20 protein-coding genes and 1 tRNA gene are annotated in these 25,329 nt (G+C 68.9%); 9 read left to right on the top strand and 12 right to left on the bottom strand.

Annotated features, from left to right (window positions below; translation table 11 throughout):
- Positions 1 to 23 precede the first annotated feature (23 nt).
- Positions 24 to 1,322 carry an erythromycin esterase family protein gene (locus tag ACIQJ5_RS02990; RefSeq protein WP_402840738.1) on the top strand — a complete coding sequence of 433 codons (1,299 nt, stop codon included), beginning with the start codon at positions 24 to 26 and terminating at the stop codon, positions 1,320 to 1,322.
- Positions 1,323 to 1,367: 45 nt separating this feature from the next.
- Entirely contained in the window at positions 1,368 to 2,414 is a 1,047-nt protein-coding gene (locus ACIQJ5_RS02985; RefSeq protein ID WP_402840736.1) for an ATP-dependent DNA ligase, read from the top strand.
- Positions 2,415 to 2,417: 3 nt separating this feature from the next.
- Here ACIQJ5_RS02985 and ACIQJ5_RS02980 read toward each other — a convergent pair whose 3' ends face one another.
- The 5 genes from ACIQJ5_RS02980 to ACIQJ5_RS02960 form a co-directional block, all read right to left on the bottom strand.
- Entirely contained in the window at positions 2,418 to 3,629 is a 1,212-nt protein-coding gene (locus tag ACIQJ5_RS02980) for a saccharopine dehydrogenase family protein (protein ID WP_231090517.1), read from the bottom strand.
- A gap of 39 nt (positions 3,630 to 3,668) precedes the next feature.
- On the bottom strand, positions 3,669 to 5,273 hold the full coding sequence (locus tag ACIQJ5_RS02975) for an APC family permease (protein WP_402840733.1): 1,605 nt from the start codon (positions 5,271 to 5,273) through the stop codon (positions 3,669 to 3,671).
- 102 nt (positions 5,274 to 5,375) lie between these two features.
- Positions 5,376 to 6,398: a non-homologous end-joining DNA ligase gene (gene ligD, locus ACIQJ5_RS02970; protein WP_402840731.1), complete on the bottom strand. Its 1,023-nt coding sequence runs from the start codon at positions 6,396 to 6,398 to the stop codon at positions 5,376 to 5,378.
- 249 nt (positions 6,399 to 6,647) lie between these two features.
- Entirely contained in the window at positions 6,648 to 7,745 is a 1,098-nt protein-coding gene (locus tag ACIQJ5_RS02965; protein ID WP_231090520.1) for an SseB family protein, read from the bottom strand.
- 428 nt (positions 7,746 to 8,173) lie between these two features.
- Positions 8,174 to 10,588 (bottom strand): ATP-dependent helicase, encoded by a 2,415-nt coding sequence (locus ACIQJ5_RS02960; RefSeq protein ID WP_402840727.1) that lies wholly within the window; start codon positions 10,586 to 10,588, stop codon positions 8,174 to 8,176.
- Positions 10,589 to 10,678: 90 nt separating this feature from the next.
- Here ACIQJ5_RS02960 and ACIQJ5_RS02955 point away from each other — a divergent pair, with 90 nt between their 5' ends.
- Complete coding sequence (locus ACIQJ5_RS02955) at positions 10,679 to 10,825, top strand: hypothetical protein (RefSeq protein WP_402840724.1); 147 nt, start codon at positions 10,679 to 10,681, stop codon at positions 10,823 to 10,825.
- Positions 10,825 to 11,907 (top strand): MFS transporter, encoded by a 1,083-nt coding sequence (locus ACIQJ5_RS02950; protein ID WP_402840721.1) that lies wholly within the window; start codon positions 10,825 to 10,827, stop codon positions 11,905 to 11,907. The genes ACIQJ5_RS02955 and ACIQJ5_RS02950 overlap by 1 nt, the downstream gene beginning before the upstream one ends.
- Here the strand turns inward: ACIQJ5_RS02950 and ACIQJ5_RS02945 are convergent, their stop codons facing one another.
- The 3 genes from ACIQJ5_RS02945 to ACIQJ5_RS02935 are packed head-to-tail and all read right to left on the bottom strand — an operon-like array spanning position 11,908 to position 15,046.
- Positions 11,908 to 12,831 carry a hypothetical protein gene (locus ACIQJ5_RS02945; RefSeq protein WP_231090523.1) on the bottom strand — a complete coding sequence of 308 codons (924 nt, stop codon included), beginning with the start codon at positions 12,829 to 12,831 and terminating at the stop codon, positions 11,908 to 11,910. It lies immediately after the preceding gene.
- A gap of 59 nt (positions 12,832 to 12,890) precedes the next feature.
- Positions 12,891 to 13,553 carry a LuxR C-terminal-related transcriptional regulator gene (locus ACIQJ5_RS02940; RefSeq protein WP_402840718.1) on the bottom strand — a complete coding sequence of 221 codons (663 nt, stop codon included), beginning with the start codon at positions 13,551 to 13,553 and terminating at the stop codon, positions 12,891 to 12,893.
- Entirely contained in the window at positions 13,550 to 15,046 is a 1,497-nt protein-coding gene (locus ACIQJ5_RS02935; RefSeq protein ID WP_402840716.1) for a PspC domain-containing protein, read from the bottom strand. Before ACIQJ5_RS02935 ends, ACIQJ5_RS02940 begins: the two co-directional genes overlap by 4 nt.
- Positions 15,047 to 15,162: 116 nt before the next feature.
- Between ACIQJ5_RS02935 and ACIQJ5_RS02930 the strand changes: the two genes are divergently transcribed.
- The 4 genes from ACIQJ5_RS02930 to ACIQJ5_RS02915 all read left to right on the top strand — a co-directional run bounded on the left by ACIQJ5_RS02930 (position 15,163) and on the right by ACIQJ5_RS02915 (position 19,220).
- Positions 15,163 to 17,304 carry a PspC domain-containing protein gene (locus ACIQJ5_RS02930; RefSeq protein WP_402840714.1) on the top strand — a complete coding sequence of 714 codons (2,142 nt, stop codon included), beginning with the start codon at positions 15,163 to 15,165 and terminating at the stop codon, positions 17,302 to 17,304.
- Entirely contained in the window at positions 17,301 to 17,924 is a 624-nt protein-coding gene (locus ACIQJ5_RS02925) for a hypothetical protein (protein WP_402840711.1), read from the top strand. Before ACIQJ5_RS02930 ends, ACIQJ5_RS02925 begins: the two co-directional genes overlap by 4 nt.
- A gap of 136 nt (positions 17,925 to 18,060) precedes the next feature.
- Positions 18,061 to 18,133, top strand: a tRNA-Met gene (locus ACIQJ5_RS02920).
- A 133-nt stretch (positions 18,134 to 18,266) separates the two neighbouring features.
- Complete coding sequence (locus tag ACIQJ5_RS02915) at positions 18,267 to 19,220, top strand: AraC family transcriptional regulator (RefSeq protein WP_231090527.1); 954 nt, start codon at positions 18,267 to 18,269, stop codon at positions 19,218 to 19,220.
- A 6-nt stretch (positions 19,221 to 19,226) separates the two neighbouring features.
- Here the strand turns inward: ACIQJ5_RS02915 and ACIQJ5_RS02910 are convergent, their stop codons facing one another.
- Both ACIQJ5_RS02910 and ACIQJ5_RS02905 read right to left on the bottom strand, forming a co-directional pair.
- Positions 19,227 to 19,457, bottom strand: a complete 231-nt coding sequence (locus tag ACIQJ5_RS02910) for a hypothetical protein (RefSeq protein WP_402840708.1) — start codon at positions 19,455 to 19,457, stop codon at positions 19,227 to 19,229.
- A 163-nt stretch (positions 19,458 to 19,620) separates the two neighbouring features.
- Complete coding sequence (locus ACIQJ5_RS02905; protein ID WP_402840705.1) at positions 19,621 to 20,487, bottom strand: EamA family transporter; 867 nt, start codon at positions 20,485 to 20,487, stop codon at positions 19,621 to 19,623.
- A 224-nt stretch (positions 20,488 to 20,711) separates the two neighbouring features.
- Here ACIQJ5_RS02905 and ACIQJ5_RS02900 point away from each other — a divergent pair, with 224 nt between their 5' ends.
- Positions 20,712 to 21,443 (top strand): hypothetical protein, encoded by a 732-nt coding sequence (locus ACIQJ5_RS02900; RefSeq protein ID WP_402840702.1) that lies wholly within the window; start codon positions 20,712 to 20,714, stop codon positions 21,441 to 21,443.
- A 229-nt stretch (positions 21,444 to 21,672) separates the two neighbouring features.
- On the opposite strand, the gene ACIQJ5_RS02895 is transcribed toward ACIQJ5_RS02900, so the two are convergent.
- Both ACIQJ5_RS02895 and ACIQJ5_RS02890 read right to left on the bottom strand, forming a co-directional pair.
- Complete coding sequence (locus ACIQJ5_RS02895; RefSeq protein ID WP_231090531.1) at positions 21,673 to 24,039, bottom strand: excinuclease ABC subunit UvrA; 2,367 nt, start codon at positions 24,037 to 24,039, stop codon at positions 21,673 to 21,675.
- Positions 24,040 to 24,149: 110 nt separating this feature from the next.
- The gene (locus tag ACIQJ5_RS02890) at positions 24,150 to 25,172 is read right to left on the bottom strand and encodes a glycerophosphodiester phosphodiesterase family protein (protein ID WP_231090532.1); all 1,023 of its coding nucleotides are present in this window, start codon (positions 25,170 to 25,172) and stop codon (positions 24,150 to 24,152) included.
- Positions 25,173 to 25,329: the final 157 nt, after the last annotated feature.

Here is a 25,329-nt window from a genome sequence, read left to right as displayed (position 1 = left end):
CCGGTGATGGATAGCCTCGGATCATGGACGAGATCCGGCAGATCGTCGGTGGTGCGCTGCACCGGCTCCGCACCGTCGAACCCGCGGATGATGACGACTACGCCGATCTGGAGCCGCTGGACCAGGTGATCGGAGAGGCCAGGGTCGTCGCGCTGGGTGAGAGCATGCATCGCGTTCACGAATTCCTCGCCGTGAGGCACCGGCTGCTCCGATACCTCGTCGAACGTCACGGCTTCACCGCGCTCGCGATCGAATCGGGCTTCGCGGAGGGGCTGGGCGTCCAGCGCTGGATTTCGGGAGACCAGGGAGATGCCGCAGAGGTCGCCCGCGTCGGCATGACCTACCATTTCGGTTCCTGCTCGGAGTCGGTCAGCCTGCTCGAGGATCTGCGAGCCGACGGCCGGGTCCGCTTCTTCGGGCTGGACGTCAGCGCATCCGGGGCAGGCGGACCACGGCCCCTGGACGAGGCTGCGCGGCTTCTCGACACCGTCGATCCCGGGTACGCAGAGGTGGTGCGCCGCGAGATCCTGCCGCTTTTCGGCTATCTGCCTCCCAACGACGGCGGCATAGCCTGGGCAGCCCCAGCATTGCACGCCTACCTCGATCTCCCCGCAGCCGATCGCGACGCCCTCACCGCCGCAATTGCACGGCTGACCACCCGGATCGATGCGCTCTGGCCGCAGTATGCCGCGGATGCCGGCGGCGACATCGCATGGACGCTGCGCCGGCTGGCTGACAGCGCGCGGTTCGGGGTGGGCTTCCTCACCGCGATGATCGAGCGTCGTGCGGGAGGAATCACGCCATCCAGCGCACGAGACGCCCTCATGGCGCGTACGGTGCACGCGCTTCTCGAACGAGGCGAGCGGGTGCTGGTGGTCGCAGCGAACGGTCACATTCAGCGTTCGCCGATGCTCGCCCCGCCGCTGGTGACTGAGCCCTTCCCGACGATGGGCACACACCTCGCTGCTTCCCTCGGCGATGACTACGTATCGATCGCGACCACCTTCGGGAGCGGGGAGGTGTGGTTGCATCGCCCGGCGCCGGACAGCCGCCCCGGGCACTCGGTGCCGTTTACACAGTGGCTGGATGCGGCAGCACCCGGCAGCCTCGACGCATTGCTCGCTTCTCCCGCCATCGCATTCGGCCTCCTCAGCTGGCGAGATCGATGTGGCGACGACCCCATCGTGCGGCTCATCGACGCCACCCGCTCAACGATGAACGGCGATGGGGAGATCCTCTCCACTCCCCGGACGGCCTTCGATGCCGCCATCCACGTCGATACCATCACGCCGTGGCGCACGACCCTCACTGATCCGGGATGAGGGACGGGGCTCGACAGGACGACGGTCGCACGCGAGCATGAGGGCATGCTCTTCGATCTCCCTGCTCCCATGCTCGCCAAGGCCGTGAGCGCCATCCCCGATCCGGCCCGTCACCCCGGCGGTCTCCTGTTCGAGCCGAAGTGGGACGGGTTCCGTGTGCTCGCCGCCTGGGACGGCGCCGAGGTCGAGCTGGGCTCTCGGGGAGCGAAGCCTCTCACCCGGTATTTCCCCGAGCTCGTCGCGGCGCTGCCCCGGCTGCTGCCCCGGCCCGCCGTCATCGACGGTGAGATCGTCGTGGCCACCGGGTCCGCCGGATCCCGCCGGCTGGACTGGGAGGCCCTGTCGCAGCGCATTCATCCCGCCGCTTCGCGTGTGGCCCTGCTGTCCGAGCAGACACCGGCGATGATCGTGGCGTTCGATCTGCTCCGTGACGGTGATGAGGATCTCACAGCCCTCCCCTTCCGCGAGCGCAGGGAGCGACTGCTCGCGCTGCTGGCCGATGCCCCGGATCCACTCCACGTGACCCGCGCGAGCACCGACCCTGCCGTTGCGGCGGACTGGCTCAGCAGGTTCGAGGGCGCGGGACTGGACGGTGTGGTGGCCAAGCCTCTCGCCGACGGCTATCAGCCGGGTAAGCGCGCGATGCTCAAGATCAAGCATGCGCGCACCGCGGATGTCGTCGCCCTCGGATACCGGGTCCATTCGTCGGGCTCGGGAGTGGGATCGATCCTTGTGGGCCTGTATGACGGGGACGGACTGCTGCGTCAGGTCGGCGGCGTCTCCGCGTTCACGAACGCACGACGACAGGAGCTCGTGGAGGAGCTCGAGCCGCTCGTAGAGCGCGACGCGGAGGGCCAGCTGGTGCGCGCCGAAGGGGAACGGAGCCGGTTCAGCGGCAGCAAGGATGTCAGCTTCGTGCCGCTGCGTCCCGAGCGCGTGCTCGAAGTCCGCTACGACCAGTTGGAGGGGCTGCGCTTCCGGCACACCGTCCAGTTCGAGCGCTGGCGTCCGGACCGCGACCCCCGCTCATGCACCTACGAGCAACTGGAGCAGGTACCCCGTTTCGATCTGGATGAGGTGCTGGAGGACTAGTCCTCACATCTCGACCATGCCCCACGGCGAGTCATAGGCGTCGGGGTCAGCCAGCAGCTCGAGGAAGGGTGCGGCTGGGAAGGCCTCGGGGCCCAGCACACCGGTGCCGCTCCACACTCCCGTGGCCAGCAGCTCCAGTGCCACGACGGGATTGACCGCCGTCTGCCAGACGACAGCCTGCGACCCGTCCCTCGCCATCGAGTCGGCGTTGTCGACCACGTGGTAGAGGTAGGTGGAGCGGGGGTGTCCGTCACGCCCGATGCCGGTCACGTGGATTCCGGCACAGGTCTTGCCGCGCATCCGGTCCCCCAGGGTGGCGGGATCGGGCAGGCTCGCTGCCACCACGTCGCGCGGCGAGACCTCACCGCCGGGCACCGTCACCCGCTCCGTGCGGTCCAGACCCAGCTTGTGCAGTGTGCGGAGCACCTCGATGAACTCCGAGCCCAGGCCGTACTTGAAGGTGACCTTGCGCGCTCGGGTCCACCGCGGCATGAGCAGGACCTCCTCATGCTCCACGTTGACGCATTCGACCGGTCCGATGCCCTCGGGAAAGTCGAACACCTCCGGATCGCTGAACGGCTCGGTGGTGTACCAGCGGCCGTCCTCGTAGACCACGGGCGGGTTCAGGCACTCCTCGATCGTGGTCCAGATGGAGAACGATGGCGCGAAGTCGTACCCGTCCACGGTGAGGTTGGCCCCGTCCCGCACCCCGATCTCGTCGATGCTCTGGAACAGCTCGTCCTCCGCGTAGCGTGCGAACACGTCAGCCAGACCGGGCTCGACGCCGATCCCCACGAGTGCGAGGCGACCTGCCGCTTCCCACTCCGCGGCGAGGGCGAACTGCTCGTCGCCGAGCTTCACCCCGGGCAGGCGGAACGGCTGCTCCGGATGGGGGTGGGACAAGCTCATCGCCATGTCGAGATACGTGGCACCCGCGGCGAACGCACCGCGGAAGATGGGCATCACGAATCTCGGATCCACGGCGTTCAGCACGTGCGTGACACCGTGCTCGCGGATGAGATCAGCCACCGAGCCCTCGTCCGACGCATCGACGCGCGCAGCGCTGAATCGTTCGTCGCCCAGCTCGGCCACGAGTTGTGCGGGCCGTGCGGGGTCGTAGTCGGCGATCACGATCGCCTCGTAGAAGTCCCGTCGCTTCGCGATGCGTGCGGCGGCGGAGCCGACACCGCCGGCCCCCAGGATCAGAATGCGCATGTGTCGTCCCCTCTCGCACGCGAACGTGCGTTGTTCGTCCTACCAGGCCCCACCCGAGGTGAGACCGCCGTCGACCGAGCGTTCCAGTCCGTATTCGTCCTCCGGCACCAGCACCTCGGTGTCCTCGTTCAGCGCCTCGCCGCGGAAGAACGGCCGAGCCTCGCCGAAGCGCGACCACACCACCATCAGCACCACGCCCAGCAGGAGGGAGCCGACGCCGATCACGAACGCGCCGCCCACTCCGAGCAGCGTCGTGTAGCCGTAGTCCACGTCCCACATGTCGATGAGCGACTGCACGAAGGCGTACGTGAGCATCAGCGCCCCCAGCAGCGGGAAGATCCCCTTGAACCACAGATCGCGCGCAGAGCGAGTCAGCTCCCGGCGGAAGAACCAGACACAGGCGAAGCCCGTGATCGCGTAGTAGAACGCGATCGCCAGGCCCAGCGAGAGGATCGAATCCTGCAGGATGTTGTCGCTGATCAGGGTCATGCCCACGTAGTACACCGTGGCGGCGATGCCCATCATCAGGGTGGAGAACGACGGCGTCTTGAACTTCGGGTGGACGTTCTCGAATGCGTGCGGCAGCGCCTTGTACACCGCCATGGCCAGGGTTCCGCGCGCGGTCGGCAGGATGGTGGTCTGCGTCGAAGACACCGCCGACACCAGCACCGCGATCACCAGCACGAAACCGAGCGGGCCGAGCAGCGGATCGCGCAGTACGAGGAAGATGTCGTCCTGGTTGTCGGGATTGCCCAGGCCGACGCCGCTGTCTCCGAGGCCCGCATAAGCCATGGCGGCGACGGTCACGGCGACGTAGGTGCCGACCAGCACGATGCAGGTGAGCACGGCGGCACGACCCGGGATCCGCTTCGGATCCTTCGTCTCCTCGTTCAGCGCGAGGCAGGTGTCCCAGCCCCAGTAGATGAACAGGCACAGCAGCACGGCCTCGATGAAGCCCGAGTATGACTCGAACGCGAAGGGATTGAACCAGGAGAGCTCCGGCGTCGCCCCGGTCTCCGCCTGCCCGGTGGAGATCTTCCAGATCGCCGCGACCACGAACAGCGCCAGGGCGACGTACTGGATGATCAGGAGGATGTTCTGGATGCGCTCGCCGAGTTCGACGCCGCGATAGCTCACGTAGGTCATGGCAGCGATGAACACGACGCCGGTCGCCGTGACCACCCAGGGGTTGTCCGCGAGCGAGCCGTCCCCGATCAGCAGCCAGAGATAGGTGCCCGCCACCTGCGACAGGTTGGCCAGCACGATGATCCCCGCGATCGCCACGCCCCAGCCGCCCATCCAGCCGAGAATCGGTCCGAACGCCTTGGTGGCCCAGGTGAAGGTGGTACCGCAGTCGGGCACACGGTTGTTCAGCTCGCGGTAGGCGAAGGCGATGAACAGCATCGGCACGAACGCGATGATGAAGGCGATCGGCGCCTGCGCGCCGACGGCAGCCACCACGAAGCCCAGGGTGGCGACGAGGGAGTACACCGGGGCGGTCGATGCGAGACCGATGACGGTGGAGCCCCACAGCCCGAGTTTCGCGATCGCGAGGCCCTTGCCGGTCGGCGGGCCGGGAACCACGCCATTGTGCGAGCGCCTGGGACCGGCGGAGCCACCGGTCGCATCGGGTTGCGACGTCATGGCGCGACGCTAGCGGTATCGGCGCGGCCCCGTCAACGTTTCCCACAGCCCGCGCGAGCCGCACGGCAGCGGGAAGCTCAGTCCTGTGTGCGGGCGCGGGACTCAGTCCTGTTTGCGGGCGCGGGAGGGCTGCACACGCGGCGGCTCTCCCGGCATCTTCGGGAACTCAGGCGGGAACGGCATCTCGCCGAGACCGGCCTCCACGTCGCGCTGCCACCACTGCAGCAGGGTGTCGATCCGGCCGGGGTTCTCATCGAACCGCGCCCACGGATCACCACCCTCCGCCAGCCGGGCCGGAACGGTGCGCACCGTGAACGCGGCGGGATCGACATCGTCGAGTTCGTCCCAGGTGACCGGCGTCGACACCGTGGCCGTCGGCAGGGCGCGCGGGCTGTAAGCGCCGGCCATCGTCCGGTCGCGATTGGCCTGGTTGAAGTCGATGAAGATGCGCTCGCCGCGCTCCTCCTTCCACCACGCGGTCGTCACGCGGTCCGGCATCCGGCGCTCGAGTTCGCGGCCGGCCGCGATCACCGCGTGGCGGACGTCGAGGAACTCGTGCGTCGGCTCGATCGGGCAGAACAGGTGGATGCCGCGATTTCCGCTGGTCTTGATCCAGGATTCCAGCCCCGCCTCCGCCAGTACCGATCGCATGCCGTGCGCGGCATGTACCGCATCGGCGAAGGTCGTCCCCGGCTGCGGATCGAGATCGATGCGCAGTTCGACGGGGTTGTCGGTGTTCCCCGCGAGCGAGGCCCACGGGTGGAAAACCACGGTGTTCATCTGAACCGCCCACACGATCGCGGCGGGTTCGGTGAGCACCAGCTGCGGGTGCACCCGTCCCGAGTTGTAGCGGACGGAGACAGCTCTCACGAAGTCGGGAGTGCCCTTCGGCGGGTTCTTCGAGAAGAAGCTCTCTCCATCGATCGCGCCGGGAAACCGCTCCAGCGACACCGGACGGTCCCCGTTCGCGGCGAGGAACGGGCCCGAGACCGCGATGACGTACTCCGCCAGCTCGTGTTTCGTGATCCCGGCCGCGGGGAACACCTCGCGGTTCGGGCTCGACAGCGACACCTCCCGGTCGCCCTCGGGTCCGGGAACGGTCAGCGTGATGCGCTCTGAGGCCATACCGGCACCCTACGCGGCGCCCTCCCCGCGCGAAACACCTCGCGCCGACGACCCGAGGGGCCGAGGTAGACCCCGGGATGCCCCCGGATGGGCGCAAGACGTCGCGACGCCACACACCCTGCGGTCTCAGATTCTGCGAATCCTCGGCCGCACGATCCCAGTTTGTGAGAGCACTGACACCGCCGGTCTCACGAACTGCTCATTCCGGGCGACGCATCAACCTGTTCTGAGACCAGTGCGCCCCGTGCGTCAGGAGGCGGGGGTCAGCAGCGGTGCGAGGTGCTCACGGGTGAGACGCAGATTGGGTCCGGCGGGGTCGAGGATCACGCCCGACACACCGGAGTTGTCTGCGAGCGCCTTGATGAGTGCGTCGGACGCGAAGGGGGCCGCCTGTTCTCCGCGACCGAGCGCGACCACCTCGAGAGGGTGAGTGAACAGCTGCAGCAGCCGCCTGCCGTCGGAGGTGTGCGCCTCGGCGACACCGAAGCGCGGTGTGCCGTCCTCGTTGTCCCCGGCACGGCCGACCGCGACCCAGACCCGGCCCTCCCGCAGCGCCTCGACGACCGCGGCAGGGGTGTCCTCGGTGCGCTCGCCCGCGATCAGGGACTTCACCGAGAAGGTGGGGTCGCATTCGCCCATCACGCGCTCGATGAGATCACGCGGGATCACGGCGCGAGCGGTGCCCGAGAAGTTGTCGATGACGAGGCCCGCGAAATCGTTGGCGAGCACGTGGCGCAGCACGAGCGCAGCGGGCTGACCGATGGCGCTGGTCCCCGTGTCGCCGTCGGCCTCGACGGCCTGCTGCAGCGCACGGCCGGAGCTGAAGGCGAGCATGTAGTTCTCATCGCCGTTGCGGATCACACCGAGCTGCAGGTCCTCGCCTGCTTCCACCTGCTGACGAGCGTCACCCTTCACGCGGAGGAACAGGTGCCCTTGCAGGGCCTGGCGGAAGACGCCCAGCAGCTCGGCACCGGTCGGCGTCTCGCCGAGACGGGCGAGAGCGTCCCGCAGCACGGCGTTGTCACGGAGACCGGGCACGGTCTCCAGATCCGTGGGCGGCTCGTCTGCCGCGAACGGCAGTGCCACCGTGCCGTCAGCGTTGTGGCCGGGTGCGACCACCGGCACGGCGCCCGGCTGGGCGGCCTGTGCGGTGGGCTTCGGCTGCGGAGCGCCCGCGCCGAGGCCCCCGAAAGAGGAGACACTGATGTTGACGTGCGGAACCGGCTCTTCCGGAGCCGGCACAGCCTCCGCCGCTGCCTCCGCTTGCGCAGGCACCGCCGATTCCTCAGGCGCGACGGAGGCGTCGGGCGTGGACGGGGTGTTCTTTCGGCGCGAGAAGAGAGCCATGCGCCCAGCCTAACGGCCCCGCACGCGGCGGGCGTCCGCCGGCGTCATCGAGCCACGGCGGGGGAGGCGAGACCCCCGGCACCATGAGGCACCAGGGGTCTCGGCTACGGCCGGACTCGGCTCGATGATCGATGACGAGGCACCCCTGCCCGTGCGATCACGAAGGTCCGACACCGCGGCACCGCTCCCGCACTCCGCCCGCTGACGCGGACGATACCGAGGGCCGGATCGGGAGCGACCGAGGAAGAGGGCCGGTTGCACGGGTACGACAGCAGAGCGCACGAATCCCCCGATGCGTGCACTGCTGTGTTGCTGACCATCCCCCGACGCCTTCCCCCGTTCGAGGATAGCGCTAACAGTGGGATTTATCCCTGATCATGACGAAGATTGAGTGTGCACGATGCACACTCAATCTTCGTCATGCTGCGTCAGAGCTTCTCGATCGGGGCGATCTTGATCAGCAGCTTCTTCGCTCCGGCCACATCGAAGCGGACGTGGGCGATGCGCTTGGCACCCTCTCCCGTGACCGCGTCCACACGCCCCTCGCCGAAATCGTCGTGGCGGATGCGATCGCCTGCCGCCAGCTCCAGGTCGCCGTTGTCTCGGACCCGAGCGGTCACACGGTTGGTGAACCTGTCCAGGCTCGTGGACTTCGGTCCGAAGCCCGCACTCTCGCTGCGACCGAGCGGCTTCGGACCGAACCCGTTCGGCCCGCGTCGTGCGTTCAGAGCGCGCGACTGCGTGCCGCCTCGCGAATTGACGTCGCCCGGCGACTGGCGCCAGTGCAAGAGCTCCGTGGGAATCTCCTGGAGGAAGCGACTGGGCATCGCCACGGTGACCTCGCCGAACTGCGCGCGCGTCATCGCCAGGCTGATGAACAGCCGCTTGCGCGCCCGCGTGATGCCGACGTAGAACAGCCGGCGCTCCTCCTGCGGTCCGCCCGGCTCGCCCGCGGAGATGCGGTGCGGGATGAGATCTTCCTCCACGCCGGTGAGGAAGACCGCGTCGTACTCCAGCCCCTTCGCGGTGTGCAGCGTCATCAGGGAGACCATCCCGGACTCGTCGTCGAGGTCATCCGCATCCGAGACCAGCGCCACGTCGGCCAGGAAGTCGCTGATCGCGCCGTCCGGGTTGTTGCGCGCGAACTCGCGTGCAACGGCGACGAACTCGTCCAGGTTCTCCAGTCGCGCCTCGTCCTGCGGGTCCTTGCTGAGGCGCAGCATGTCGAAGTAGCCGGACTTCTCCAGCAGCAGGGTGAGACCCTCGGCCACGGATGTGGGCGGCGGCACCTCACCGTCGGCGGGCATGAGGATCTCCGAGGCCTCGAGCAGCACGGCGTCGAGGTGCGCGATGGCGGACTGGATCTTCGGTCCGACGCCGAGCTGGGCGGCGTTCGCGAGCGCGTCACGGAAGGTGATTCCGTGCTCTGCGGCGAAACGGGCGATGGTCGTCTCCGTGACGTCGCCGATTCCGCGGCGGGGCCGGTTCAGGATGCGGCGCAGCGCCATCTCGTCCGCCGGGTTCGCGACAGCGATGAGGTAGGCCAGGGCGTCCTTGATCTCAGCCCGCTCGTAGAACTTGGTGCCGCCCATGATTTTGTAGGGCACTGCAGAGCGGATGAAGATCTCCTCCAGCGCTCGCGACTGCGAGTTCGTCCGGTAGAACACCGCCATCTCGCCGTACGGCATGCCGTCGCGGCGGAGCCGTTCGATCTCGTCGGCGACGAACTGCGCTTCGTCGTGCTGTGAGTACCCGGTGAAGCCGAGGATCTGCTCCCCCGCGCCGACATCGGTCCAGAGCTTCTTGTCGCGCCGGTCGAAGTTGTTGCTGATCACCGCGTTGGCCGCGGAGAGGATGGTCTGGGTGGAGCGGTAGTTCTGCTCCAGGAGCATCACCTTCGCTCCCGGGTAGTCGCGCTCGAACTCCGTGATGTTGCGGATGTCCGCGCCACGGAACGCGTAGATCGACTGGTCCGAGTCGCCCACGACCGTGAGCGAGGACGGCGCCGTGTCCGCGGACTCACCGGGCGCCTCGAAGATCATCATCCCGCCGGAGGAGAACGGCTCGGGGGCGCCCACGGGTTTCGTCAGCTCGCGGATCAGCGAGTACTGCGCGTGGTTGGTGTCCTGGTACTCGTCGACCAGGATGTGCCGGAAGCGGCGACGGTACTGATCGGCGATGTGCGGGAAGGCGCGGAACAGGTACACCGTCTGTCCGATGAGGTCATCGAAGTCGAACGCGTTGGCCTTCTGCAGCGAGCGCTGATAGTCGGTGAACACCTCGACGAAGACCCGCTCCGCGGGGTCGTTCATGTTCGCATCGCGGGCGTAGGACTCCGCATCCTGCAGCTCGTTCTTGAGCTTGGAGATGCGCGACTGAACGGACGCGGGCGTGTGACCGAACGCGTCCGCCTCATGCTCCTTCACCAGGCGCTTGATCAGCGCACGGGAGTCACCCGAGTCGTAGATGGTGAACGACGAGGTGAAGCCGAACTGCGACGCCTCGCGACGCAGGATGCGCACGCACGCCGAGTGGAAGGTGGAGATCCACATGCCGCGGGCAGCATCCCCGAGGAGCGCCGTCACCCGCTCGCGCATCTCGGCAGCGGCCTTGTTCGTGAAGGTGATGGCGAGGATCTGGCTGGGATAGGCGTCTCGGGTGCGCAGGAGGTGCGCCACCCGGTGCGTGAGCACGCGGGTCTTTCCGGAACCGGCGCCGGCGATGATCAGCAGCGCGGGACCGCGGTACTCCACGGCAGCGCGCTGCGGCGGGTTCAGCCCATCGAGGAGCGGATCTGCGTGGCCGGAATCCCGGCCGAGGACAACGGGCTGCTGTTCGGTCATGACCTGACAAGTCTAGGCGGGGGCTCGGACATCGGTGCGGCGGTCACCGGCTCCGCATCCGACGTCCGATGCCGTCGCTAACCTGGTGCGATGCCTCTGACCGCGATGCGCGCCCCCGCCTTCCGCTGGTTCTTCCTGGCACGGGCCCTGCAGATGATCACGGCGGCGATGTCGTCGGTGGCTTTCGCGTTCGCCGTGCTGTCCGTCGACAACGCCCGCTCGCACTGTCCATCGTGATGACCTCCCTCACCGCCAGCACCGTGGTGTTCCTCCTGCTGGGCGGCGTCGTGGCCGATCGGCTGCCGCGCGCGCTGGTCATCCAGACCTGCTACGTGGTCAATGCCCTCACCGTCGGCGTCACCGCCGCGATGCTCTTCACGGGCACCGCCAGTGTCGTGTCCCTCGCTGCGACCGCGGTCATCGCCGGGGCCACCAGTGCGTTCATCATGCCCTCCATGCAGGGCATCATCCCGCAGCTCGTGCCGCATGACGCCCTGCAACAGGCGAACGCCATGCTGTCGTTCGTGCGCTCTCTGGTGACCATCGGCGGGCCCGTGATCGCGGGTCTGGTGGTGGCCCTGTCCAGCCCCGCGTGGGCGTTCGTGATCGAGGGCATCGGCCTCGTGGCCGCTATCCCGCTGCTCGCGATGGTGCGGCTGCCTTCGCCCGCGCGCTCGAGCACGAATCTCTTCACGGACCTGCGTGTCGGGTGGGGCGAATTCCGCAGCCGCACGTGGCTCTGGGTGATCGTCGTGGCGTTCGGGCTGCTGAACGCACTCGAGATCGGTGCATGGTCGGTGGGTGGTCCGTTCATCGCCAAGAACGACCCGCTCCTCGGCGTCCAGGGGTGGGGGTGGGTCCTGGGAGCCCTCGGCGCCGGAACACTCGTGACCACGCTGGTGCTGATGTGGCTGCCGCTGTCGCGACCGTTGCGCTTCGGCATGATCGGCATGGTGGCCGTGGCTCTTCCGATGCTGCTGCTCGGCATCCATCCGGCCGTCATCCCCCTGATGGTCGCCGCCTTCGTCGCCGGAGCCGGATTGGAAGTCTTCAGCACGGGGTGGAGCGTGGCGATGATGGAGAACGTTCCCGGCGAGGTGCTCTCCCGGGTGTCGAGCTACGACATGCTGGGCAGCTACCTCGCGATGCCACTGGGCACGATGCTCTTCGGCTGGTTGCTCACCGCCGGAGACCCCGCCACGGTGATCACCGCCTCAGGCATCATCTACGCGGTGATCGCCGTGCTGACGCTGTGCGTTCCCAGCGTATGGCGGATGGGTCGAACCATCCGCGATGCAGAGCGGGGGCCGACGGCCTGATCAGACGACGATTTCGTCTCGCACCGGCGCACGCCGGAGCACGAGGCCCGTGGCCAGCAGCGCGATGCCCACGATGGCGGGCACCCAGACGAGCAATGCCGGTGCGTGCAGTTCGACGATGCTGTCCTCCCACGGGGCGCCGAATCGTTCCGGTGCGAACGCGAGCGTGAGCACGGCGAACGACAGCACCGCGGCTCCGGCTGCCGCCAGCACCACACCGGTGGCGCGACGCGTGCCGTGCTGCTGGGCCGCAGCTCCCCCGACGGCCACGAGCATCCAGCCGACGAGACCGAAGCCGACCGTGAACACCGCGACGCGCAGCGGGAACGACGCCCACGCCGCCACCCAGGCCGCCCCGGGCCCGGCGACCGACATGACGACGAGGTCCACTGCGCACTGGAAGACCACCACGCCACCGATCGCGGCGATCACCGCCCACGGCGAACGGGGCAGGACCAGCACCGCAGCGACCGCGGCGAAGAGGATCCACGAGAGCGTCAGGATCAGAGCGGGTGAAGCCGGCAGGAACGCGGCCTCGACGGCACGGGTGGCGATCAGCAGACCGCCCGGCACGATGAGCATGAGGGCGCGGTCGAAGGGCAGCAGGCCCAGCAGCGACTCGCGCGCACGCCACGGCCGCGTGGCAGCCAGCCACGTGGAGCGCGCCGCTGCGGCGCCGGGGCGTCGCACGAGAGCGGTGCGCGTGGCGAGGATGCCGATGAGGAGCCACGCCGCCGTGGGAATCAGCAGAACGCGTGCCGCCCACGCCATCGACGCGTCGCGTTCGGAACGTTCGGGAGCGAGCGTCGCGCCGCTGTGCACAGTAACGATGCCATCGATCAGAGCGGCCGCCACCGCGCATCCCAGCGCCAGAACGGCGACGATCACGAGCGCTCTGATGCCCCGTGTCCTCGCCGTCGTCATGTCGAGATGCTACTCCGGATCCTTCTCAGCACTGGCTGTGAGCCGCGATGCGTGCCCGCTCAGAGCAGCCGCCGTGCGCTTGCCCATGCGGTCAGCTCGTGACGCGAGGACAGCTGCAGTTTGCGCAGCACCGCCGAGACATGCGTCTCCACGGTCTTGATCGAGATGAACAGCTCAGCCGCCACCTCTTTGTAGGCGTAGCCGCGCGCGATGAGGCGCATGACCTCCTGTTCGCGGCCCGACAGACGGTCCAGCTCGTCGTCTGCCCGGGCCGTCTCTCCGCTCATGGCGCCGAAGGCGTCGAGCACGAACCCCGCGAGCCGCGGCGAGAACACCGCATCTCCTGAGGCGACGGCGCGCGCACCGGCGCTCACATCGCCTCCGCTGGATCCCTTGGTGATGTAGCCGCGCGCGCCGGCGCGGATCACGCGCACGACGTCCTCCGCCGCATCCGAGACGCTGAGGGCGAGATAGCGGGTCTCGGGCGACAGCGGGAGCGCCTGCTGGAGCACCGCCTCCCCGCCGGTGATGTCGCCGGTGGCACCGGGCAGATGCACATCCAGCAGCACAACATCCGGACGGGTCGCGGCGATCACGGCAACCGCGGCGGCGACGTCGCCGGCCTCGCCCACGACCTCGACGCCGGGATCGAGGTCTGCTCGCAGCCCCGAGCGGAAGATCGAATGGTCATCGACGATCACGACACGCAGCACGTCGGTCATGGAGTCCTCCCCTCGGACATGCCGTTCGTGGCATACGAGCTGTCGCGCCGCAGCGCCAAGCGGATCTGCGTGCCGCTGCCCCCGGCTCCGGGCAGCACCTGAGCCGATCCGCCCGCACGCCGCATGCGGCCGATGATGGACTGGCGCACGCCGAGACGATCCGCCGGCACCCCATCGAGGGAGAACCCCGGTCCGCGATCACGGACGTAGACCTCCACCGCGTCGCCGCGCCCCTCGATATAGACCGATACGTCGCCGCCGGCGTGGCGTGCGGCGTTGAGCATGGCCTCACGCGCGGCCGCGGCCAGGTCCCCGCTGGCGCGTTCGGTGCTGGTGCCGGCGGCGACCACATCGATGCGGACGGGATAGTCGAGTTCCAGCGCCGCGGCGTAGTCGCGTAGATCGGTGGGCAGATCGCTGTCCGCTGGCTCATCGCCGTCGTACAGCCAGCTGCGCAACTCCCGCTCCTGTGCGCGAGCCAGGCGCGCAGCCTCGCTGGAGGCACCCGCGCGATTCTGGATGAGGGCGAGGGTCTGCAGCACGGAGTCGTGCAGGTGCGCGGCCATCTCGCTGCGCTGCTCCTCACGGATGCGCGTGATCCGCTCGTGCGAGGCGGCCCGCAGACGTGTGACGAGGATGGGTGCGTAGACGGCGCCGAGCGCGATCACGGCGAGCATCGCGCACACCAGTGCGGAGACACTGCGCTGCCCGATGGTCACCCAGCCGTCGGTGACGAGCACGGCCACGAGGATGAGGGCCGCCGTTCCGCGCACGAGCGTGACGTGACGGGCCCCGCGATCAGGGTCATTCGCGTCGAGGAAGCCTGCCCAGAGTGCCCCTCCGACGGTGACGGCCATAGCCAGGATCGAGCACCAGAACCACTCGCTCTGGTAGGGCCCCGTGGTGCCGACCATCCAGGCCGCAAGCGCCGCGAGCACCCCACCGGTCCCCACGAGCGCCCACGCCGCAGGCATGCTGCGGGTGACCCGGTTGTCCGCGGCGATCTCTCCGGTGTCGGTCCGCACGGCATCGGCGAGGGGGACGAGAGCCCACAGCCATGCGTAGAGCATGAGGCCGGCGCCGCTGATGAAGGTCAGCAGGACGAACAGCACGCGCACGGTGCCGACCTGCCAGCCGAGGTGCGCGGTCAGCCCCTCGGCGACGCCGGCGAGCTGCTGGCGACGGCTGCGACGCAGGGGCGGGCGTCCGAGGGCGCGACCCGCGGGTGCGGTCGGGGGCGGCGACGATGGTGACGGAGATGCCGGCACGGCTCGTCCCGGTGCCGGCACGGGACGCGGCTGTGGAGTCACGGAGCCGACCGGGCGGGGAGCGGACGATGTCACGGACGCCGCAGCATGTTGGACGGCGCCCGCCGGCCCGGCCCCGACCGCGGGCGCAGGCATCGCCACAGGCGCGGCGTGCCACGGCAGCGGCGGTGACGGCGGGTGCACCGGGCTCCCCGGGCGCACCGGCCCCGGAGGAACAGCGCTCATGTGCCCATCCCATCACAATGCACCGCGCCCCGGAGTGCTCGACCCCGGGGAATCAGGGGTGCGTCAGGGGCATCCCCCATGGCGCGCACGACGCAGGCGGCGGCACAGTGGAGAGCATGACCGACAATCCTGTTTCGTCGCCGACCCCACCTCCCCCGGACCCGGGTGCTCCTGGCACGGGTGGAGACGGCTCCGCGCCCCACGGCACGGGCAACGGCTTCTTCGGCTGGCTTCGCACCCTGGGGCTCGCCCGCGGCGATGCGTGGGTTGGCGGCGTCTGCGGCGGGATCGCGGCACGACTGGGGATCGATCCGCTCATCGTCCGCGGCATCTTCGTCGTGGCGGCCGCCCTCGGCCTGCCGATGCTGCTGGTGTACGCGATCCTCTGGGTCGTCCTTCCCGACCGGTCCGGTGTCATCCATCTGGAGAGCCTTTTCCATGGCAGGCTGGAGCCGCCGACCATCGCCGCCCTCGTGATCGTCCTGCTGAGCTTCGTGCCGGTGATCCCCTGGGTCAGCAACCTGCTGCTGTGGTCGGGCGGATCATGGGGCGGCATCTACGACATCGGCGGCGCGCTCAGCGTGCTGTGGCGCGGGCTGCTGGTGCTGGCACTGATCGGTCTCGTGATCGTGGCGATCGTGGCCGTCGCCCGCCGGCCCCGCCACCGCCGGCGTGGCGGCGCAGAGGCGGGCTTCGATCCGTACGGCCCGGGGGTGCCTTCACCCGACCCGCGGGGCTTCCGCCCCCCGCCCCACCCCGGCGCGGCACCGTATTCGACGACCGCCCCGACGGGCGGAGCCTGGCCCGTGCCGCGACTCGATGCCCCCGCGCACGCGCCGGCCGCCTTCGCAGCCGGGCGCAACGAGACGGTCGCAGGTCCCGGCGAGGCCACGACCACTGCCGCGAGCACGACGCCCGGCGCTGAGGAGATCCCCTCGTATGAGGGTCTCACCGCCAGCATGGCCGACGGCGACTCCACGGGTCACATCGTCGCTCGCGACGTTGCCGCCACCGGTGGCGGCAACGTGGATGTTCCCGGCGGGGTCAGGGCGGACGAGCCCGGCACCGCGCCCGCATGGCACGAGAGCGCCGCGGCGTCCTCCAGGCCGCTAGCCGCTTCGGCCGGCGCCGAGGCGGGTTCCCCCGTCGATGCATCCCAGCCTCACCCCGGCGCTGCGCCGACCACGACTGCTCCGTATGACACGTGGCGTCAGCAGCAGGATCAGTGGCGCGCGGAGCACGACGCGTGGCGTCAGCAGCAGCGCGACGCCGAGCGTGTCGCGCGCGAGCAGGCCCGCGCCGAGGCCGCGGAGGCGACAGCTCGAGCCAACCGCGAATACGAGGAGGCCCGGGCACGGCGCCGCGCCTCTCGCCCTCGCACGGCCCTCTGGTACGTAGCACTGACGCTGGGTGTGATGGCCGCCGGTGGTGCCGCCGTCGCGCTCGTGGCCGCTCCGCGCGGCACGATGATGGCGGCGACCCTCGCTTTCCTCGCGGCCACAGCCGTCGGGGCGGTCGCGATGATCGTGGCGGGCATCGCTCGCCGCCGTAGCGGCTTCATCACCTTCCTCACCGTCAGTAGCCTGGTGATCGCTGCCGGCACGCTGGTGCCCGCGCTGTCGGTGGGACGGCCCTGGAGCGGATCCGAGGTGGCGCGGGTGGACGGTCAGGTGCTCCTGCCGATCGGCAGCGCCTCGATCAGCGGTCCCGATCCCTCGGACCGCACCTACCTGCAGTCCTTCGGATTCACCAACCTGTACCTGAACCCCTGGATGGCGGCGGATCCCGGCTACGCCATGGTGGAGCCGGAACCCGTCCCGACCGCAACCGCCGCGCCAGCGCCCTCGTCCTCACCTGAGCCGTCGACGAGCGCTGCCGCACCGTCGCTCATGCTGCCCATGCAGGCCGGTTCGATCACGCTCGAGAAGGGTGGCGAAGGAAGCACGCAGGTCGATCTGGAGGCGGGCATGATCGTCAGGTTCACGATCACCGCGGCATCGCTCAGCCTCGGCACCTACCGGGTGGAGGAGACCGACGACAGCTATGCGGACGTCCGCAACATCGACCTCCCCACCCCCCGGACCAACGACGACGGAACGTACACGTGGACGTTCACGCTGGACACGATGGCCGAGTCGCCCCTGATCACCGGCGACCCGGACTCCCACGCCCGCAGTTCCGTGATCACCGATGTGAACATCACCCAGCAGGACGACGTCTGGATCAACGCCGGACTCGCACCGGAGAGGAAGCGATGAACAGCCACGACGCGCCTGACGCGAACGCCCCGGCCACCGATGACGAGACCGTGCCGTCCTCGGGGACCACGCACTCGCAGGAGCCCCCGGCCTCGGACGCGGCGGACGCCGCCGAAGAGCGGCGCCCCGATGGCGACGAGTACGACTCCGCCGCCCCGGCGCCGCACCCACTCCCGGAAGGCAGCCCGGTTCCGGACGAGGACCATGTGCTGACGGCACGGGCTCTCTCGATCGCGCCCGCGCCGGTGGAGGACGTGCCTGCGCAGATGGCACCGCCAGCGCCGTCCGTCGCGCGAGACGCGACGGCGGCCCCCGGCCCCGTCACACCAGCCGCCGGTGATCCCCCGGCGCGCTCCCTTCCCGCAGTCCCCGAAGCCCCCCGTACCCGCTGGGGCGGGATTATCTGGGGTCTGGTCTTCCTGGCACTCGCGGGTATCGGCTTCTGGTCGACCACCGCCCTCTCCGCCGATTTCCTGGCGGACGTCTGGTTGCGCATCACCCCTCTCGCCGTCGGCGCGGGGATGGTGCTCATCGTCGGACTGATCGCGGTGCTGTGTGCACTCGTCGCGCTCGCCCGGCACCTCCAGCGGCGCTCTGCCGCGCAGCGGTCGCTCCTCTGATGCGGCCCCGGGCGGATGCGGTTCAGGGCCCGCATCCGCCCCCCTCCACCGTGGGATCTCGTCACGTGCCGTCACGGTCGGTGATCCTTCGTCACTCACGCTCATGCGCGGCGATCGCGGGTTAGCGTGGTGACATCGCGGCGGTCCGGGTGGTTCCGGGCACCGGTTCATACCCGGTTGTGCAGCGGGTTCGACTCCCGCCGTCGCGTCAAGTGCTCCCGCGGGCCGCGGTCACCGCAGTACGGGCGGCGACGCGCCGCAGGACATGTCAACCCGCCGGTCGAACATGCAGGGTGCAGGTATGGTGGCGCCCATGTGGTTTTCCCCGGTGGGAGGTCGATCGTGACCTCGGGTGTCATGCCCTCGTTCGGCATCACCCTCGCCGCTGCGCGAGGATCGCGCACCGTCTACACGCTGACGGGGCGGCGCGGGATGGATTCGCTCGCCGCGGATGGCGATCTCACCAGCGCCGATCACGACGGCTTCCGCGGCCGTCTCGTGTCGGTGCCCCTCGGTGAATCGGCGTTCGAGGATCTGCGCTGCTCCGCGTTCCGCTTCGAGCGGCCCGTCGGTGCCGCCGCGGCGATGGCGGACGTGGCGCGGCTCATGTTCGTCGTTCACGGCGGCGTCACCGTCCAGGAGGGAGCCGACGAAGTCGCCGTGCCGGCTGGTCACTGGCTGCTCGCTCCTGCCCGGCGGTCGTTCGTGATGAGCAGCGACGGGTCGTCGCGGTTGCTCAGCGTGCTCATTCCGACGCGCAAGCTCCGGATGCCCCGTGAGCGACTGGATGCTCTCGGCTTGCGCCCGCTGGCGGACGTGGCGGTGGGGTCGGCGTTCGAGAGTCTGCTGCGTTCCCTGTCCCAGTCGGCTCCGGACGACAACACGGTGGAGGCGGATCTCACCGCTCATGCCCTGCTCGACCTCTCCCGCGCGCTTCTCGCCGCTCAGCCCGCAGGAGAGCCGGCCGACCCGGATGACGCGGTCCGCGCCCGCGTGCACGACTTCATCGAGCACAACTACGCCGACCCGAACCTTCACGTCTCCGTGATCGCCGCCGCGCTCGGGGTGAGCGTGCGTCGACTGCACCGGCTGTTCGAATCCGAGCCGCTCTCCATCTCACAGTGCATCCGCCGCTGGCGGGTGACCGCCGCCGGACGCGAGCTGCTTCTCACGCAGGAGCCGTTCGAGTCGATCGCCCGCCGCGTGGGTTTCGGATCGTCCGACACCGGCTATCGGAGCTTCCGCGACGAATACGGCATGACTCCGGCGGAGTACCGGCGCCGCGGGCGGGTCTGACCGGCTTCAGGCGCCGAGCACGGGTTCGATCCGCTGCGCGGTCTGCGTGAGCGCTTCTTCGCGCACATTCATGTACACGGCGATGCGCCGATCCAGCTCGCCGGAGCCCGAAGCGTCGCGCTCGCGCGCGTCCTGGATGTCCTCGGCGAGCTTCACGAGTCGTGCGTGCGCGTCCGCGGGGATCCGTGTCTGAAGCATCGCGAGGTCTTTGCGGTAGGTGTCGCTCACCGGACCCATGATGCTCCTCCTCCGCCGCCGCCTCGGATCGCGATCGGTTCCGTGATCGAACGACTTCACCACCCATGATGCCGCAGTTCGAGTCCGTGGCAGGCGCAGTATGCGCCCCGGCGATGTCGGGCGAAGTTAGCTCAGAAGAATCTGAATCACCTGTGTAGAGCACTCAGAGTGCGAGCAGCGCGATCCCCGCCACGACCACGATCGAGGCTCCCACCCGCAGCCCGGGCCGTCCCTCTCGCAGGACGAAGGCGCCGAAGAGGCTCACGAGCACGACGCTGACTTCGCGCGTGGGAGCGACGAGCGACACAGGTGCGATGGTCGTCGCGGCGAGCACGAGGATGTAGCTCAGCGGCGACAGCACACCGAAGGCCAGGAGGCGTCGCCACTGCAGCCGTGCGAGCGGAACGACCTGGCGCCAGCGCGGGCCGAGAATCGCGCCGAACAGCACCACCTCGATCAGGGTGCACCCCACCATGAACGCCACGGGTGAGATGTGCCACATCCGCAGAGACTGGCTGTCCCACAGCGTGTACGCGGCGATGGCGAGACCGGTGAGGAGACCGAAGACGATCGCGGGATCCACACCGCGTCGCGTCCACGATCCCGCGCCGCGGTCGACCAGCCCGATCCAGACCACGCCGACGATCACCGCGATCACGCCCACGAGCGCGATCGGTGAGGGTCGCTCGCCCAGTGCGAGTACCGCCACGATCACGGTGACCAGCGGTCCGGACCCGCGCGCCGTGGCGTACACGGTGGAGAGGTTTCCGGCCGCGTATCCCCGCCGCAGCACCAGCATGTAGACCACGTGCAGCACCGCCGACACGGCGACTCCCAGGAGGAAGCCCGACCAGTCATCCGTTCCGATCCCGCCCGTGAACGGTACGACGGGCAGCCATACGATGCCGCTGGCCAGCGCGCCGAGCCAGAGGAACGGCAAGCCGGCCCGGCTGGCACCGTGAGCGATCACGTTCCAGGCGGCGTGCGCACACGCGGCGGCGAGAACGAGGACGAGAGCAAGAAGCGACATGAGAACCTTCCGCTCGCCGATTCATGGATCGACGAACACCGGTCCTCCGGGCTTTTGTCCTGTCAGATGACGTGCGACGGCGTCGCGCGTGGCGCCGCTCGGACCTGTCGAACGTGGTTCCGGAACCCTAGGCGCTATCGCCACCAGCCTAAGTCATAACGATCGTGTCTCCAGACTCTCACCGGTGCTTCGGCGGACCCGGTCGGCATCGCTACGATCAGCGCATGACGGCCTCAGCTCACACCTCTCAGCGGACCCCCGCCATTCACCGGCGCGTGCCGCTGTTCATCAGCGTCGGCGTTCTCGTGAGCGCCCTCGCGCTCGCAGGCTGCGCCCCCGAGCCGAACGGGGCAAACGCCCCGGCGCCGACCAGCGCGACGAGTACGAGCGCGCCGTCACCGTCCGCCTCCGCCGTCACCACCCCGACACCGACGCCGGAGCACTCCGCGGCCACACCCGTCAGTCTCGACCTCCGCCTGGACCAGCTCGTCGTCACGGACTCGGAGGGTGGCGAACAGGTACTCGACATCCGGACGGACGCCGTCGGCGTACGCGACGCCTTGTTCAGCATGTTCGGCGAAGTGGCACCGGAGCGCCCCGATGACCGCTACCCCATCGACCTGTACCGCTGGCCGGGTCTGACGCTCTCCTGGATCGAGGGCACTCCGGCGTCCGCCTCGGTGACGTTCCGTGCGGCCTCCGAGCAGGATGTCGCCCTCACGTCTGCCGGGCTGAGCGTGGGAGCGACGGTAGCGCAGGTGGAGGCGGCGGGGGCCGAGGTGACCGCATACGGCACGTACGACGATGTCACCGCGTACCGTCTGAACGTCGAGAAGGTTCCCGGTACGTCGTCTCTCGCGAACCCGGGCGAAGAAGGCGAACGCTACCTCAGCTTCTCCGTCGTCGACGGCGTCGTGACCATGCTCGGCGTGGGCGACGACTACAGCGACCTGTGATCACCGCAAGCTCGGAGATCACAGCAATGACGGAGACCACAGGGCCATCTGCGACCACAACCGCGTTTGGGGAATACGACCGCATCTGAGACCACAGGGGCGTCTGAGACCACAGGGGTGTCTGAGACCGCAGTGATCTCGGTGACCGCAGTGATCTCGGCGACCACAGGGATCTCGGCGACCGCAGGGATCTCGGAGACTGGAGTGACCTCAGAGCGCCGCGAGTACGTCAGCGCTGCGCGTTGACGTACTCTCCGAGGTGCTTGCCGGTGAGCGTGGTGCCATCGGCGATGAGCTGCGCGGGCGTACCCTCGAACACCACCTTGCCGCCGTCGATGCCCGCCCCCGGACCCAGGTCGATGATCCAGTCGGCATGAGCCATGACCGCCTGGTGGTGCTCCACCACGATCACGGACTTGCCGGAGTCCACCAGCCGATCCAGCAGCGCCAGCAGGTTCTCGACGTCCGCCAGATGAAGGCCCGTGGTGGGCTCGTCGAGGATGTAGACGTCGCCTCCCTCACCCATCTGGGCCGCGAGCTTGAGCCGCTGACGCTCTCCGCCCGAAAGTGTGGTGAGCGGCTGACCCAGGCTGATGTAGCCCAGACCCACATCGGCCAGGCGTCCGAGGATCTTGTGGGCGGCCGGGATCTTGGACTCGCCCTCGGCGAAGAACGTGAGCGCATCAGCCACCGGCAGCGCCAGCACTTCGCTGATGTCCTTGCCCCCGAAGTGATACTGCAGCACCTCGTGGTCGAAACGCTTGCCCTCACACACCTCGCAGGTGGTCTCCATCGTGGCCATGACGCCGAGATCCGTGTAGATCACGCCGGCACCGTTGCAGTTGGGGCAGGCGCCTTCGGAGTTGGCCGAGAACAGCGCGGGCTTCACGCCGTTCGCCTTGGCGAAGGCTTTGCGCACGTGCTCCAGCAGCCCGGTGTAGGTCGCGGGGTTGCTGCGTCGTGAGCCGCGAATGGGTGCCTGATCGATCGACACCACCGACGCGTCCTTCGGCAGCGAGCCGTGAACGAGAGAGCTCTTGCCCGAGCCGGCGACGCCGGTGAACACGACGAGCACGCCCAGCGGGATGTCGACGTCCACGTCCTGCAGGTTGTGCAGGTTTGCCCCGCGCACCTCGATGGCGCCACGTGGCTCACGCACCGTGGGCTTGACGTTGACCCGCAGGTCGAGGTGCCGACCGGTGAGGGTCTCGCTCGCGCGCAGCCCCTCCACCGTTCCCTCGAAGGTGATCTCACCTCCGGCAGAGCCGGCGCCCGGTCCGAGATCCACCACATGGTCCGCGATCGCGATGGTCTCCGGCTTGTGCTCCACCACCAGCACGGTGTTGCCCTTGTCGCGCAGAGCCAGCAGCAGGCGGTTCATGCGCTCGATGTCGTGGGGATGCAGACCGGTCGTGGGCTCGTCGAACACATACGTCACATCGGTGAGGGAGGAGCCGAGATGACGGATCATCTTGGTGCGCTGCGCCTCGCCACCGGAGAGGGTTCCCGCCGGCCGGTCGAGGGAGAGGTATCCGAGACCGATGTCGACGAAACTGTCCAGGGTCTCCTGCAGCCCGGTGAGCAGAGGAGCAACCGAGGGCTCGTCGAGGGAGCGCACCCACTGCGCCAGATCGCTGATCTGCATCGCGCAAGCATCGGCGATGGAGATCCCGGCGATCTTCGACGATCGTGCCGGGGCGCTGAGGCGCGTGCCATCGCACTCCGGACACACGATGAAGGTGACGGCGCGGTCGACGAAGGCGCGGATGTGCGGCTGCATCGCATCGCGGTCCTTGGACAACATCGACTTCTGGATGCGCGGGATGAGGCCCTCGTAGGTGAGGTTGATCTTGTCGATCTTCACCTTGACGGGCGACTTGTAGAGGAAATCGTCCAGCTGACGCTTCGTGAAGTCGCGGATCTTGGTGCTGCCGTCGAAGAACCCGGACTCGGCGTACATCCGTGTCGCCCACCCGTCAGGGGTGTAGCCCGGTACCTTGATGGCACCCTCGAGCAGAGACAGGTTCTCGTCGTACACCTCGGCCAGGTCGATGTCGTTCACCGTGCCCATGCCCTCGCACCGCGGGCACTGCCCGCCCAGGATGGAGAACTCGGCGCGCTCCTTGACCGTGCGTCCGCCCTTCTCCACGGTGACGGCTCCGGCGCCGGAGGCCGAGGCCACGTTGAAGGAGAACGCCTGAGGCGAGCCGATGTGGGGCACGCCGATGCGGGAGAACAGGATGCGCAGCATCGCGTTGACGTCGGTCGCGGTGCCCACGGTGGAGCGGGCGTTGGCGCCCATCCGCTCCTGATCGACGATGATCGCGGTGGTGAGCCCTTCGAGCACGTCGACGTCGGGACGGGCGAGGGAGGGCATGAAGTTCTGCACGAACGAGGAGTAGGTCTCGTTGATCATCCGCTGGGACTCCGCAGCGATCGTCGCGAACACGAGCGAGCTCTTTCCCGAACCGGAGACGCCGGTGAAGACCGTGAGCCGGCGCTTGGGAAGTTCGACGGAGACGTCGCGCAGGTTGTTCTCCCGTGCTCCGACCACACGGATGAGGTCATGGGTGTCGGCGATGTGGGCGTCGGTCATGATGCTCCCCGGTGTGCGGATCGACGAATGCGGCGGATAACAGCATCGCTCATGCCACCGACATCGCGCATCCGGAAATCACAAGCGGGCAGGAACGAAGAAGCCCGTGATCAGTCGCGAACGGCCGGTGCGCGGAAGAAGTCGACGCCGAGGTCGGGGTGATCGACGAACACGCCGTCCACCCCGGCCTCACGAAGAATCTGCCATTCGCCTTCGTAGTCGCCGAACTCCGCCTTCGCACCGGTGCGGAACTGCTTCAGCAGGAACGCGTTCTCGGGCCGGGCCGTCCACGTGAACACCTGGAGTCCACGCTGATGGGCATCCTCGACCACCGGCGCCGGCCCGCGCGAGCGGCCCATCCGATCGGGCCGGAGGATGATCTTCTTGTCCAGGCTGATCCCGTCGACCTGGCTCGCGAGCACGTCGAGGCCGCGGGGGCCGAGCTGATCCGCGTACGAAGGAACGCCGGCCTGACGGGACGCGCGCAGGTCGTAGGCGGTTCCCGCAGCCTCCAGCAGGTACACATAGGTCGCTCGGAGCCCCTCCTGCTGCAGGCGGGTGATCACGGTCTGCTCGAAGGACTCGATCACGAGAGGGTGCGCGCCACCACCCCAGCCGCACGCTTCCAGCTCGGCCAGCAGCAGCGGCACGTGGTCCAGCCCGATCCCGGCGAAGTACGTGGCGTGCTTGATCTCGACCACCGCACCGATCTCGCGGCCCTGCTCGAGGGAGGCGCGATGGACGAGGTCCAGCACGTCGCGCAGGCGCAGCATCGGCTGCCGGTCGTCGTAGGTGGCGCTGGTAGCGCGCAGTGCCGGGATGCGCTCACGCACCCGCAGCGTCGACAGCTCCTCCCAGGTGAAGTCCTCGGTGAACCATCCGGTCTGCTCGGCACCGTCCACCCGCTTGGTGGTACGCCGATCGGCGAACTCGGGGCGCTCGGACACGTCGGTGGTTCCCGAGATCTCGTTCTCGTGCCGGACCACCAGCACCCCGTCGCGCGACACCACCACATCCGGCTCGACGGCGTCCGCACCCATCGCGAGGGCGAGGTCGTACGCGGATGGAGAATGCTCCGGACGGTATCCGGGCGCTCCACGATGGCCGATGACGAGGGGGCGACGACGGGGCACCGGCCCATCGTAGTCCGCTGGGCTCATCTCTCGCGGGGCACCACCCCATCATCGTCCGCTGGGGTCATCTCTCGCCGGGCACCGTGATCCCCGGGTCCTCGGAACGTGGCCGAGCCGGTCAGATGCTGTTCGCCGTCTGAGAATCCCGGGATTCTCC

The organism is Microbacterium sp. GXS0129 (assembly GCF_044769785.1).
GTDB lineage: Bacteria > Actinomycetota > Actinomycetes > Actinomycetales > Microbacteriaceae > Microbacterium > Microbacterium nymphoidis.
Note: the sequence above shows the minus strand (reverse complement) of the source record. Positions and strands in the feature narration are given on the sequence as shown.